This is a genomic window from Kurthia senegalensis, assembly GCF_000285595.1.
Lineage (GTDB): Bacteria > Bacillota > Bacilli > Bacillales_A > Planococcaceae > Kurthia > Kurthia senegalensis.
Genome location: NZ_HE611066.1, coordinates 39,408 through 52,940 on the forward strand (window position 1 = coordinate 39,408; position 13,533 = coordinate 52,940).

Sequence of the window (13,533 nt, forward strand, 5' to 3'; positions counted from 1 at the left end):
TTTTTCATCTATATCATTTTATTTTAAGAAGCGATACTAAACAATTCAGGTAATACTTATAGATTAATTGATGTCGGCAGTTTTTTCTGATTAATTTCTTGTTTAATTTGTTGAATAAATGTAGCAATAGCTATTTTTTCTAATCCGTCTTGTCCAAAAGTTCGAACAGACACCGATTGCGTATTGACTTCCTCATCCCCTAGCACAAGGATATATGGGACCTTTTGCAGCTGGGCATCTCGGATTTTTCGCCCTAATTTTTCATTTCGTTCATCTACTACGACGCGAATACCTTCCTTACGCAAAGCCTCTTTTACTTCATTCACATAATCTTGATGCACAGTGGAAACACCAATGAGTTGCACTTGTTTTGGTGCAAGCCATAACGGGAAAACACCACCAAAATGCTCAATTAAAATGCCTAAGAAACGATCAATCGAACCAAATACAGCTCGGTGAATGACAACAGGACGTACTTTTTCATTGTCTTCGTTGATATATGTTAAATCAAATTTCTCTGGTAGCTGGAAATCTAATTGCACAGTTGCACATTGGTGGCTACGTTTAATTGCATCCTTAATATGAATATCAATTTTCGGACCATAAAACGCGCCGTCACCTTCATTAATCTTATAAGGGAAACCTAAACGATTTAATACATTTTCAAGTGCTTGCTCTGCCTGATCCCATAATGCGAGTTCACCCATATAATCCTCTGGACGAGTTGATAGCTCAATGTCATATTCAAAGCCAAAGACCTTATATACATGGTCAATAATTTGCAAAGCTAATGTAATTTCATCCTCAATTTGCGCAGGTGTGACGAAAATATGGGCGTCATCCTGACAAAATGTACGTACACGTAACAAGCCATTTAATGCCCCACTAAACTCATGACGATGCACTTGACCGAACTCAGCCATACGAATTGGCAGGTCACGATATGAATGTAAGTCGTTTTTATAAATGAGCATATGTCCTGGGCAGTTCATCGGCTTTAACGCAAACTTTTGTTCATCTACTTGTGTGAAGTACATGTTTTCTTTGTAATGCTGCCAGTGTCCTGATTGCTCCCACAGACGTTGATTCATCATCAATGGTGTACGCACTTCTTTGTAGTCATACGCTGTTTGTAAATGTCGTAAAAAGCTTTCCAGTTCATTACGAATAATTTGACCATTTGCTAAATAAAACGGCATGCCTGGCGCTTCCTCTGAGAACATGAACAGCTCTAGCTCTTTTCCAAGCTTACGGTGATTACGCTTTTCAGCTTCTTCAAGGAATACGAAATAATCCTGCAAATCCTCTTTTGTTGCAAAGGCTACACCATAAATGCGTTGCAACATTTGATTATTGCTATCACCACGCCAGTAAGCACCTGAAATATTCATTAGCTTAAAGTGTTGTAATTTATTCGTCGATGGTACATGTGGTCCTCTACATAAGTCGACAAACTCACCCTGCTCGTAAACTGTGACAAGCTCACCCTCTGGAATGGCTTCAAGTAGTTCGAGCTTTAAATGGTCCTGTGCAAAAATTTGTGCTGCTTCTTCGCGCGTTACTTCCTTTCGCACAACTAAATGGTTTTCACTCGCAATTTTCTTCATTTCTCGTTCAATTGCCTGCAAATCTTCTGGTACAAGTGTATGATTCATTTCGATATCGTAATAAAAGCCATTTTCAATCACCGGCCCAACCCCGAATTTTGCATCAGTATATAAACGTTTGACCGCCTGTGCAAGTAGGTGGGCTGCCGAGTGGCGAAGTACCTCTAAGCCTTCTTTTGATGAAGCATCATACAGCGAAATTTCAGCGTCCACGAGAATTGGTCGTGTCAAATCGGTTGTCGTCGTATTTACACTTCCCGCAATTGATTTTTTCGCTAAGCTTGGACTAATTGACTTGGCAATTTCGGTTAGCGTAACACCTTTGACAAAGCGCTTCTCTTCGCCATTTGGAAATTGAATTGTTACTTCTTGATTTGACATACTACCTCTCCTTTTCGTTTTTTTGGTAAATAAAAAAAGCATATACTCATCCCGTAAAGGGACGAATACATGCTTGTATACCCGTGGTTCCACCCAAATTCCTACTGTTAAGTGACCAGTAGCTCATTGATACAGATAACGCCTGTACACGTTGCTAGTTTCCTAGCACAGCTCAAAGGGAGTAAATCGAATAGTCCAATCAGGAAACTTTCAGCCGGTGATTTCCCTCTCTTTTGACCTTCTCTTAAACGATTCATATCCTTGTCATTGCTTTTTAAAATTGAAATTAGATATAAACTTAACGAACTTTCTAAATATTGTCAACCTTTTATTTTCAAAAACACTGATTATAATTAATTTAGATATCCATACAATCACTTTTTTTAAGCGTACTATCGTGAACATACTCTAAAGAGGCTAAAATATGCTCACTTTCTACACAGCCATTACTTTGCATAATTTTCCGCATCGCACAGTTATCAATTTGTGTAATACCTACATAACACTCCGCATGAAAATCCTTTTTTAATCGATACAATCCGATTGCATGCAAATCTTTCCCAAACCCTTTTCCTAAATAATTAGGATGAATGCCTATCCAAAATAGTCTGCCTTCGTTGTTTGTCAATGGTTCTATATGGGGTAACACAATACCCACTGGAATAGTATTCACTTTGTATACGGTAAACATTTTTTCTGCTTGATCTGGCAGTTCTTCTTTCATTTGCTGCAAAAAGACTTCTGCATGGTTCAACGTAACTTGCAACACTTCAGACAATAATCGAATCGAATTCTCTTGGTTGATTGGCCATACTTCAAATTTCGGTACAGAAAAATCGTCAGAGTCTAGCAGTTCCATTGTATAAACTACTCGTTCCCCTGTAATGTTCATGTTTGTTTTCGTATATCTTAAATTATTTAATAATTGCCTTGGACATTCTAGTAGAATTTTATTCCACGTACTATTTTGCATTTCATTTATTAGTTCATTTAACAACCTATCGATTTCCATTACATGGCTTTTATTATATTTTAAAACTTCTAACATGATTGACTTATTGTTTTTGATAGAATGAACGCCTAATTTTTGTAATTGTATTAATAGCTTTTCCACTTGAATCACCACTTTTTCAAAAGTATTACATTTTATAGGTATTTGTTGATGTATTTCACTTAATTAAGCAAATCTTTTTTGTACCAAACTAAAATAAATTGCAGACAGAAGCAATAAGACCCCTGATCCTATGAAAAGCCATTGTACAGAAAAAATATTTGCTAATGCCCCTGAAAATAATGTTGATAAGCCAAATAGTAGAGAATTTAACACACCTTGCGCACTATATATTTTTATAAGTTGTTCATCTGTTGCTTTTAATTGGAGCCATGTCCCAAGCAGAATACCTTTTATCTGTTCAAACACGCCAAAAAGTAGACTTAAAAGTAGTGCTAATAGTGCCACTTGATTCAATCCAAACGCTAACATGACAACAGCAACACCCATTGAAGAAAACAACACCATACTTTTCAGCTTTTTTTCAAGCACTTTTTGAAATGTAGTACAAATAAATCCACCAATTAATAATCCTACAAAGAATGTCGTATTAATATAACCCCACCATGCTTCGGATACTTGCAGTACATCCGCAACGAAAAGATACATAATTGCCGCAACCCATACAACACCTGCGATAGATTCAAAAACAATCATGACATGAATTGTACGGAAAGAAGAATTATGCCAAATCATCCGAAATCCTTCTGTTAACTGTTGTTTTTTAGGAATATTCGTTGTTCTTTCAAACGGCGTAGGATCAAGTATAAATAATAAACACACTGTAGAGAGTATAAAAAGTATGAATGTAATCCAAATAATGATTTCTCCATTCGTTGCTGCAACAAGTATTCCACCAAGTGCCCACCCTCCAAGCTTCGTCGATTCATTAATCATTGAGAGAATACTATTCGCACGTAGAAGTTGTGGTTTATCGACGATTCGAGGAATAAGCGCATTACTAGCAGGTTGTGCAAACCCATCTAAAAATGCTACAGCAAAAATGATGATAAACATAAAGTATACTGACAGTGTATAAAGTGAACCAACTGCTAAAATCAATAGTAACGCTGTCTTAAGACCCTGAGAAATAACAAGTAACGACTTTAAACGATACTGATTAACTAGTAGAGGGGTCAGACTACTACTAATCATGCGACCCGCCATGTTTAAAAAAGGCAATAATGCCATATAAAATGGCGATTCACTTGCCTGATATAAAATAGAAATTAACCCTACTATATAAAAAACATCACCTAAGTTTGCAAATAATTGACTAATCCATAAAAAATGAAACGATTTTTTCATCTTCACTACCCTTTCTTTTGTAAAAAATTTAAAAGGTAGTTAAATTTACACTCGTATCTCCTCCAATTCGCTTTGATTTACGACTAGATAACCTCCAAAAACTAAATTTCTAAAAATTTTATAACTATGTATTTTTGGTAGGAAGATGAAATATTAAATTCTATTTTAGCATTGTAAATGGAATTTTTATACTTATTAATATAATCTATAGAAACTAATGTATGATCATTTTGAATGCACTTGTTTGAAAGCACTAATTTTTCATTGGAAAATTGCATAATGCCTACATAAGTATCTGCTTGAAAATATGGATGAACACCATTCCATATTTGATTTAACTGAAAAGTCCATAGATTCATATCCTTTTCATTGTTTTTTAAAAAGGAAAGGTAATCTATTACCCAATTAATATCATTATTTTATTTATGTAATTTACAAGTAAATGCTTTGAATCTGTTACTGCGGTTGAATTTTGTCACTTCATAAAATATCTTAAATCACGCACTATAATTGACTTTAAAACCTACTTAAAATGATTGATTAAAGCAATCTAATTCTTTTAAATAAATTTTTCCACCTAACAAAAGTAGAAACTTCTACTTTTGTTAGGTGGAATTTTAATTATTCAAGATAAGCTTAAAAAGTAACAATTGCTCCTCCGTCAAATTCAACTCTCGCACAATATTCTCCATGAGTTCACTAGGTTTCCGCATCAAATCCTCAACAGCTACTCCATACAGTATAGCAAGCTTTATGAGTTTTTCTAAAAAGGTTGTGGATCTTCCTGTTTCATAGTAACCGTATGCAGATGACGTTAAATTTAAAAAGTCTGCCACTTCCAATGTTTTAAACCTACAGTATGTCCGAAGGTTCTTCAAATTTTCAGCGAGGTCATCTTTATTAAATGTATGCTGCCCCATGTTAGTCACATCCTTTTTTTTAAAAAATCTCCTTAATAGAAGATGATAAGCCGATTTTGAATGAGCTGCAGTTTCTATTGAAAATTCATGGATACGAGCCAGTGTAGGAATTGCCATGTGACTTAGCTTTATTAGATGTGAATTTACCTGGTGAAAGTGGCTTTGAGATTGCAAATAAACTACGCGAAACATCGGATGTTCCGATTATCTTTTTGACAGCAAGAGACTCGGCGGAGGATGAGTTAATTGGGTTTCGTGTTGGGGCAGATGATTATATTCATAAACCGTACAATTCGACGATTTTATTAGCGCGTATTGATTGGCTACTTGCGCGGAAATTGAATAATACGAAGGTCGTTCGGGAGCTGACATTGAATTTGGTGAATTTAAGCGTCCACTATCATGGAAAGTCAGTGACGCTTACAAAAAATGAAAGCCGCATTTTAGCAAGCTTAATGAAAAAAGTGTTAAACAACTCGATTCTTTCAATGACTATTGTCTCAACGACACTCCCCATTTATTTTATTTACTTCTTCATTACATTTACAATTACGAAAAAATACGTCATCTCTTCATGACGAAAACACTTCCTCAGCGTAGAGGAAGTGTTTTTTTATGCATTTTGTAAACTTGTATATTTATAAACAAATAAACGAAATAGTGTACATTATTCGAGCAACGATTTGTTGCGCAACTGTAAAACGCTTATTGGCTTTCTAAACGTCGTTCTATATAGTTGCATATGCAACTAATTTTTAAGGAGGAAGATCATTTGGTCCCATTAAACGATTTAGTTCATCAATTATTTCAAACGTCTCGTACGATGACGAAAGATTTAAATCATCGCATGGATTCATTTCAGCTGACACAAGCACAGCTCGCTGTTACCGAATATTTATTGAAAACAGAAGGTTCCGTGTCCCTTGTTGAGATTGCCAAATATTTAAGCATTGAAAAATCATCGGTGACGCGCGCCGTGAAGCACTTGGAGAAAAATGATTTCGTTGAACATGCTCCTTCTAACGATAGTCGCGAGCGTCGTATTGTGTTAAGCAAACACGCTACGTCGATCCAAAAAGAAATTCAACAGGCGAAGCGCACGTTTGAAAAAAATATGTTTCACGACATTTCTGAAGAAGATCTGGAGGCAACATTCCGCACCTTACAAAAAATAATGAATAACATTAATGGAGTTGACTTAAACTAGCATGACCACCAGAGCCAAACTTTGGACGAAGGATTTTATTATTATTACGCTAACGGCATTTTTAATCTTTTTAACGTTCTACTTACTAATGACTACGATGACACTTTATGCCATCGAACAATTCAATGCATCTGAAACAACAGCCGGCTTAGCAGCGAGTGTTTTCTTTATCGTTTATGCCGTATTTTTACTCGGTTCACGTCCACTGACAGGGAAATTATTAGACCGTCGTGGTGAAAATATTATTATTTACCCAACTCTTATTTTATTCACAATCGGACTATTTTGTTTAAGCCAGTCATACGGTAGTGCGATGCTTTTAATCGCCAGTGCCTTGATCGCATTAGGCTTCGGGAATATGATTTCTTGTAGCCAAGTCGCTGTCGTGAACTTAGCACCGCATCACCGTATCGGCCTTGCGACATCAACATTCTATATTGCGATGGATGCCGGTATCGGTGTAGGTCCTATTTTCATTGGTTCAATCCTACCGAGCGTTGGATACCGTGGTATGTACGAAATCATGGCTGTTCTTGTCGTCATTACAATCGTTATGTATTATTTCTTACACGGTCGTAAAGTGAAAAGAGTCGCTTAACCTATTTTCATAAAAACCCGCCAATCTATTTATATTAGATTGGCGGGTTTTCGTTTTGTAACAATCAAAAAAAGGAATAGCAAAGGCTATTCCTTTTAAATCGATTCACTACATTACTTCAAAAACAGCACGCGCATGTGATAATGCTTTGAAGCCATGAATGCCGTGGAAGCTTCCATGTCCTGAGTTATTGACACCACCAAATGGCAATTCAAGATACGTGTTGTGTTGAATAATGCCATTGATCGTCACACCACCTGACGATGTTTCCGTTAGTAGCTGCTGTTGTACGGCTTCTTCCTGACTAAAAATGTACAAAGCAAGTGGTTTCGGACGTTGTTGGATATACGACGTCACTTCGTCTAGCTTTTGATACGTCTTAATGTACGTAACAGGACCGAAGATTTCTTCGTGTGCAATCGTCATTTCTTCCGTTACATCGCCAAGTAATGTCGGTTCGATTAATAAGTTGTCCTCATCAAATGTACCGCCACTTAGTAATGTAGCACCTTTTTGCAATGCATCGTCTACGAGACCTTTTAAGCGATTGAAATGTTGTACATTTACAACATGGCTACGCTCTGCTGTACGTAATTGACCTTCGTCATACAGCATACCTTGTGTCACTTGTTTGTATGCTCCTGCAAAAGTTTCGGCATCTTGGTCGTGGACGAAAATATAGTCTGGGCAAATACAAAATTGACCGCCCATTAATATTTTTCCGAATACGAGTGATTGCGCAGCAAGTGCCATATCATATCCCTCATCAAGAATGACCGGTGATTTCCCACCAAGTTCTAACGTAACAGAAGACAAGTGATTCGCCGCTTCTCTCATAACAATTTTCCCGACGCGTGGGCTTCCTGTGAAGAAGAAATGATTGAACGGTAGTTTCAGTAATGCTTCTGAAACGTCCGCTTCCCCTTGTACGAGTGCCACTTCTTGTTCCTCAAATACGTCCTCGATAATTTTTTGGAGTACGACATTGTATGCCGGATTAAACTCACTCGGTTTAATGACGACACAGTTCCCCGCTGCAAGCGCTTCCACAAGTGGGTGTAGTGTAACAGACATCGGTGAATTCCACGTACCGAACACGCACACCGTACCGAGTGATTCGTGTAAAATATACGCTGCTTTACCGTCTTTCGGTTTCGCAACAAGTTCCGGTTTCATCCACTCTTCTAAGTTTTCAACGACATAATCAATAACTTCGATGATGGGATACACTTGGTGTTCCGCGGTCATTTTAGGATGTAAACGGTCTTCTAAGTTAGCCGCTACAAGTGCCTCTAAGTTTTGTAGTAACACGTCTTTCAAACGAAGCAATTTGGCACTTCTTTCTGCCGCCGTCGTTTTTCTCATTTCCCACTGATGATTTACTTGTTTCGTGAAGATTTCTTGAATTCTTTCTGTCGTTACCGTTGTCATCAAATCACTCCTTCAGAATTTGTAAGCTGAATTATATCGGGGTATACAAAATTTAACAAGTCTAAACTTTTACAAGAAAGGAGGAAACAATTGTCAAACCATTGGTAGAAAAGGGTAAAATAATTTTCTCTAAAATTCGTTTTTTTCGTTCTTTAGGAGGTTTTTTTCACCTTTTCAGCGAATATAGTAAGTGGGATGAGGTGATCAATATGCATGAAAATGACAACGTCTGGAGTCAAAATCCATATGCGATTTTACAACAAGAAATTAAGCAGCTTCAAAAAGTAATTGACCCTTTTTATTTAGTATTTATGTTTGAAACAAATCAACAACCGAACAATTACACGGCATTATTCGATCAATACCGTGAGCAAGATACCGTTATTTACTTAGACAATGAAGCGGTATTCCATACGTCTCAAATATTTGTGCTAAGCGACGCTTCCTACAAAGAAAATGAGGCATTGTTTATGCAACTCCGCATGCGTGCCCGTAACCGAATCGTCGAAAAAATGGCACAATCTATTATTTTTTATGTTGTGGAACAAAAAGGTGATGCAGCGATCGCTTTATTGTCGAAACAAACACTTCTCGACAAATCTTTGCACGTGACGAAAAAACTGCTCCTTGAAAAAACATTTATCGGTCAACGTGAAACGTGGGATGAATTCAACAGTTGGTATCGCCAACTCATTTTAGAATTTGTTTTAGAAGAAATTATTGTGAACTACGGTATTCAGCACGTCAAATCCTTGCAACCTACACAGTTAAATACACTCTTTTTTCAATTCCTTTCTGAAAACGTTTCCAATATGCCTCAATTCGTTCAAAAAATTGTACATTACGTTGAGCGCTATGTTAATAAATGGCTCGAAAAGGTAATTGACTTACTAGATGCCGATTTACAATCATACATACAAGACGATCCAGTCACCATCAAACCACTCGGCATAAAAGAATTTGGCCAATTAACGACTGTTCCCGGTCATATGTATGTGATGAATAACATCGTCTATCAAATTATTCGTGAATCTATTTACCAAAAGAACTTTACATTCGAGCAATGGCCGACTCGTACGTTTACGAAAGGGAAAACGGCTGGTCGTATTGAAATCATTCCTCTTTCACTCGATGAACAGGAAGCAGCACATATTTTTGAGCAATTATCGATTAACGATGTCGATACACTCGATAGTCTATGTGCTCTTTTTTTACATCGCACGAAAAATCCGCATGATTTTATTGAAATTCATATTACCGATTTATTAATGATGCGAGACTTAAAGCCGAAGCTAAGCGGTGTTGGTCGTCGAGGTGGCTACGATCGTAAACAAAAAGAACAAATGTTTCATGCATTGCACACATTGCAAAGCATAACCGTCTCCCTTGAAGGAAAAGTGAAGGGTGAACGTATTTTGGCATTCGAAACGAAAGATGGTGAAGCATGCCAATTTAAAAAAATGCGTTACGATGAGCCGATTTATTGTCGAATTGGTCAACTGTTCGTGCCTTTCTTAACTGGTACACATCGACAGCTCGCACTCCTCCATTTACACGCATTGAAATATCATGCATATCGTCATCGCTGGGAAAAGCAATTAACGCGCTATTTAAGTTGGCGCTGGCGAACGCAAGCTTCACAAGGGACGTATTTGCAGCCAAATAAAATCCAAACCTTACTCGATGCACTCGGAGAATCATTGCAAGAGAGGACGCCATCTCGAACGAAAGAACGATTCGAAAAAGCGCTCGATCAATTGCAAGAAGATGGCATTATCGCAGATTGGCATTACACGAATTGGGATGAAAATTTAGCGACTGGTAAGCATTGGGGACGCTACTGGGTCAGTACATCCGTCGTTATCGAGCCACCTAGCGCAATTTTAGAAACGTATCAATCTATTTTGAAAAAACGACACCGATGACGGCGAAAGAAAAAGAACACTTCGCTCGTCAGTTAGCATCTATTCGAAAAATGAGAAACTTAACGTTACTTCAAGCAGGTGAGCAATTAAACATCTCAGCCGCATACGTAAGTAAATTAGAAAGACAGCAAGCAACACCGTCTAGTAAGTTGAAGAAGACACTGATTGCTTGGATGGAGCAAAAATAACGGAAGCGGAGGTCTATATGGACCCCCGCTTCTTTTATTTTCTACTAGAAAGCGCTTACATCATTTGTGGTCGTGACTACTTAAACGATATGTCGTGGTTACACTGTACATAAAATTTTTTATTTATTTTCAAATCGTTGCCCTTGCTACGTTTTAACATGCTATTTCTTCTATTAACTATGTTATTAGTTTATAAGTTTAGGTTTTGTTAATTTTCTTCCACAAATGTGGAAGCACTTATACTGAACATACAGATTATGCATCTGTTTTAAAGAAATGGAGGGAAAGGCATGACAAACAAATTCAATTACGAATCGTTAGAGCCATTGTTTAACCCAAAATCAGTTGCTATTTTAGGGGCATCAGAGAAGCCACACAAAATTGGTTACTTACAGTTGCAAGCATTAATAGACGGGAAATTTGCAGGTGATATTTTCCCGATTCACCCTACTGCGAAAGAAATCGTAGGTCGAACAAGTTATCCAACACTCGCTGACGTTCCTAGTGAAGTAGATCTCGTTATTTTCTGTTTAGGGCTAGACCAAATTCGAGAAGGCTTACACGCTTGTGCAGAAAAAGGTGTTAAATCAGCGATCATTTTCGCCTCTGGTTTTTCAGAAGCTGGAGAAGAAGGCGAATTGCTACAAGAAGAACTTGGTCAACTTGCTAAAGAATACGGTATTCGTATCGTTGGTCCAAACTGCGTTGGTTTAGTTAATACGAGTAACGGCATGATTGGTACGTTCTCACCTTCATTTTTATCTGTTCCACTGAACGGCAAAAAAGGTGTTGGCTACGTATCACAAAGTGGCGCATTCGGTGTACTTACGTATATGGCAGCTGCACAGCAAGGCGTCAACTTTAACTATTTCGTCAGTACAGGCAACGAAATGGAATCCAACTTAGAAGATTTCGTTGAATACATGGTGCATGATCCACAAACGAACGTAATTAGTGGCTACTTAGAAGGCGCTAAAAATCCTGAAAAATTAAAAAATCTAGCGTTACAAGCGTTAGAGAAAAATAAACCGATGCTCTTTATGAAAACAGGTAAAAGTTCAGCTGGTAGTCGTGCAGCCGCTTCTCATACAGGCTCACTTGCTGGCTCGGATAAAATTTATGATGCTTTCTTCAAACAATACGGCATTCTTCGTGCGACGGACTTTGATGATATTATCGCCTTCGCTAAACTATTTGATCCTGAAAGAATGCCAAAAGGTAAAAATACGGTCATCATTACGTCTTCAGGTGGTCGCGGTATTAACGAAGCCGACCGTTGTGAAAGCTTCGGCTTAAACATTTTAGAATTAAGTGAAGCGACACAACAAAAAATTCAACAAGATTTACCGAGTTATGCGAGTGTAACGAATCCAATTGACTTAACAGCAGCCGCTTCGGTATCGAACCCTGAATTTTATTTAACGCCGATGAAAGCTTTAGTCGAAGATCCAGAAGTCGACAACATTATTTTTACAGACTTCCCTTACGCATGGGATGAAAATTCTGAACAACTTCGTGAGTTTATCGACATCGTACAAAATAGTGATAAATTTGTCGCACTCTTCCCGTTCCCATTGAATGAATTTACGTATCCAAGAGCGACGCAAACCCTTGTAGAAAATGGCATTCCTGTCGTACCGGGTAGTTTGAATCCTGTTCGTGCGTTAACGATGCTCGTACAACATAGTGAGCATTATCAAAAATGGCAACGTACGCTTCCCGCTGAAGAGGCCGTATTCCCGACGCAGCCGCTAGATGATTTACTCGTACCCGGCTCAACATTAAGTGAAGCGGAAGCAAGTGAAGTGTTAACACGATATGGTATTCCAACGACGACACGCTTTATCGCAAACTCAGTGGAAGAAGCGGAAAAATATGCAGAATATATCGGCTATCCAGTCGTATTAAAAATCGATTCGAAAGATATTCCACATAAAACAGAAGCGGATGCGATTCGCTTAAATTTAACGAATCCTGAAGAAGTACGACAAGCTTATGAAGAAGTACTTCAAAATGCGAAAAACTATAAACCAGATGCACGCATTGCAGGTGTTTCTGTACAACAAATGTTAGCAGAAGGTGTAGAAGTTATTATTGGTGCACATACAGATCCGACATTCGGCCCTGTTATTATGGCGGGACTCGGCGGTATTTTCGTCGAAGTGTTCCAAGATGTTGCATTCAAAGTAGCTCCTCTTTCTCGACTAGACGTACTAGAAGCGATTGAAGAATTACGAGGCAAAGCAATCTTACACGGTTCTCGTGGCAAATCACCGCTCGACACAGAGGCCATTATCGATGTCATGTTGAAAGTTTCGAAACTCATTATGGATTATAAAGACGACATTCAAGAACTCGACATTAATCCGTTGATGGTGTACGAAAAAGGGATTATTGCAGCAGATGCCATGCTTGTCGTCAAAGAAAAAAGTTCAACGCGTCAAACGACGGGAGGTTAATTTATGGAACTTGGTCATTTAGTCGGTTTAACCGGCACACCTTATACATTTCAAGTAGATGCACGTCATATTCGTCAGTTCGCACAAGCAATTGGTGACGCGAACCCCCTGTATACAGATGAAAGCTATGCGAAAAAGACGATTCATGGAACGTGTATCGCACCGCTTACTTTCCCGATCGCGGTTATGCCCGATGAAGGGGAAGCGCTTCAATTAGATTTAGACTACAGACGAATGTTGCACGGCGAACAGCAATTCATTTATACGAGAATGATTCGCCCCGGCGATATTCTCCACTGTACGCAACAAGTAACAGACGTATACGAAAAAGCAGGAAAAAATGGCTCAATGGAGTTCATCGTAATGGATACGGTCATGCATGATGCAGAAGGTGCCCACGTCGTTACGAGCAGAACGAACATTATTTATCGCCCATTAGCTACTTAAGGAGGATTCCC

Annotated in this window: 12 protein-coding genes; 7 read left to right on the forward strand and 5 right to left on the reverse strand. The window is 38.2% G+C overall.

From position 1 onward, the window contains the following. Positions 1 to 56: 56 nt before the first annotated feature. The 4 genes from thrS to KSHG_RS17450 form a co-directional block, all read right to left on the reverse strand. Positions 57 to 1,988 carry a threonine--tRNA ligase gene (thrS, locus tag KSHG_RS07625; RefSeq protein WP_010304283.1) on the reverse strand — a complete coding sequence of 644 codons (1,932 nt, stop codon included), beginning with the start codon at positions 1,986 to 1,988 and terminating at the stop codon, positions 57 to 59. A gap of 358 nt (positions 1,989 to 2,346) precedes the next feature. Next, positions 2,347 to 3,102 carry a GNAT family N-acetyltransferase gene (locus KSHG_RS16415; RefSeq protein WP_010304285.1) on the reverse strand — a complete coding sequence of 252 codons (756 nt, stop codon included), beginning with the start codon at positions 3,100 to 3,102 and terminating at the stop codon, positions 2,347 to 2,349. A gap of 63 nt (positions 3,103 to 3,165) precedes the next feature. Then, the gene (locus KSHG_RS07635) at positions 3,166 to 4,347 is read right to left on the reverse strand and encodes an MFS transporter (RefSeq protein WP_010304287.1); all 1,182 of its coding nucleotides are present in this window, start codon (positions 4,345 to 4,347) and stop codon (positions 3,166 to 3,168) included. A gap of 617 nt (positions 4,348 to 4,964) precedes the next feature. Next, the gene (locus KSHG_RS17450) at positions 4,965 to 5,384 is read right to left on the reverse strand and encodes a helix-turn-helix domain-containing protein (RefSeq protein WP_010304291.1); all 420 of its coding nucleotides are present in this window, start codon (positions 5,382 to 5,384) and stop codon (positions 4,965 to 4,967) included. Here KSHG_RS17450 and KSHG_RS16425 point away from each other — a divergent pair. The 3 genes from KSHG_RS16425 (at position 5,378) to KSHG_RS16435 (ending at position 7,072) form a co-directional block, all read left to right on the forward strand. After that, on the forward strand, positions 5,378 to 5,845 hold the full coding sequence (locus tag KSHG_RS16425) for a response regulator transcription factor (RefSeq protein ID WP_010304293.1): 468 nt from the start codon (positions 5,378 to 5,380) through the stop codon (positions 5,843 to 5,845). The genes KSHG_RS17450 and KSHG_RS16425 overlap by 7 nt on opposite strands. A gap of 194 nt (positions 5,846 to 6,039) precedes the next feature. Next, a complete protein-coding gene (locus KSHG_RS17455; RefSeq protein ID WP_010304295.1) occupies positions 6,040 to 6,474 on the forward strand; it encodes a MarR family winged helix-turn-helix transcriptional regulator in 435 nt (144 codons plus the stop codon). A gap of 1 nt (position 6,475) precedes the next feature. Beyond that, a complete protein-coding gene (locus KSHG_RS16435) occupies positions 6,476 to 7,072 on the forward strand; it encodes an MFS transporter (protein ID WP_010304297.1) in 597 nt (198 codons plus the stop codon). A gap of 108 nt (positions 7,073 to 7,180) precedes the next feature. On the opposite strand, the gene KSHG_RS07665 is transcribed toward KSHG_RS16435, so the two are convergent. Then, positions 7,181 to 8,503, reverse strand: coding sequence for an aldehyde dehydrogenase family protein (locus KSHG_RS07665; protein WP_010304299.1), 1,323 nt, complete (start codon positions 8,501 to 8,503; stop codon positions 7,181 to 7,183). A gap of 209 nt (positions 8,504 to 8,712) precedes the next feature. Between KSHG_RS07665 and KSHG_RS07670 the strand changes: the two genes are divergently transcribed. From KSHG_RS07670 to KSHG_RS07685, 4 genes are all read left to right on the forward strand, one after another. Then, positions 8,713 to 10,428 carry a hypothetical protein gene (locus tag KSHG_RS07670; RefSeq protein ID WP_010304301.1) on the forward strand — a complete coding sequence of 572 codons (1,716 nt, stop codon included), beginning with the start codon at positions 8,713 to 8,715 and terminating at the stop codon, positions 10,426 to 10,428. Continuing rightward, the gene (locus KSHG_RS07675; RefSeq protein WP_010304304.1) at positions 10,425 to 10,616 is read left to right on the forward strand and encodes a helix-turn-helix domain-containing protein; all 192 of its coding nucleotides are present in this window, start codon (positions 10,425 to 10,427) and stop codon (positions 10,614 to 10,616) included. The genes KSHG_RS07670 and KSHG_RS07675 overlap by 4 nt, the downstream gene beginning before the upstream one ends. 290 nt (positions 10,617 to 10,906) lie before the next feature. Beyond that, positions 10,907 to 13,075, forward strand: a complete 2,169-nt coding sequence (locus tag KSHG_RS07680) for an acetate--CoA ligase family protein (RefSeq protein WP_010304308.1) — start codon at positions 10,907 to 10,909, stop codon at positions 13,073 to 13,075. Between the two features lie 3 nt (positions 13,076 to 13,078). After that, positions 13,079 to 13,522: a MaoC family dehydratase N-terminal domain-containing protein gene (locus KSHG_RS07685; protein WP_010304312.1), complete on the forward strand. Its 444-nt coding sequence runs from the start codon at positions 13,079 to 13,081 to the stop codon at positions 13,520 to 13,522. Positions 13,523 to 13,533: the final 11 nt, after the last annotated feature.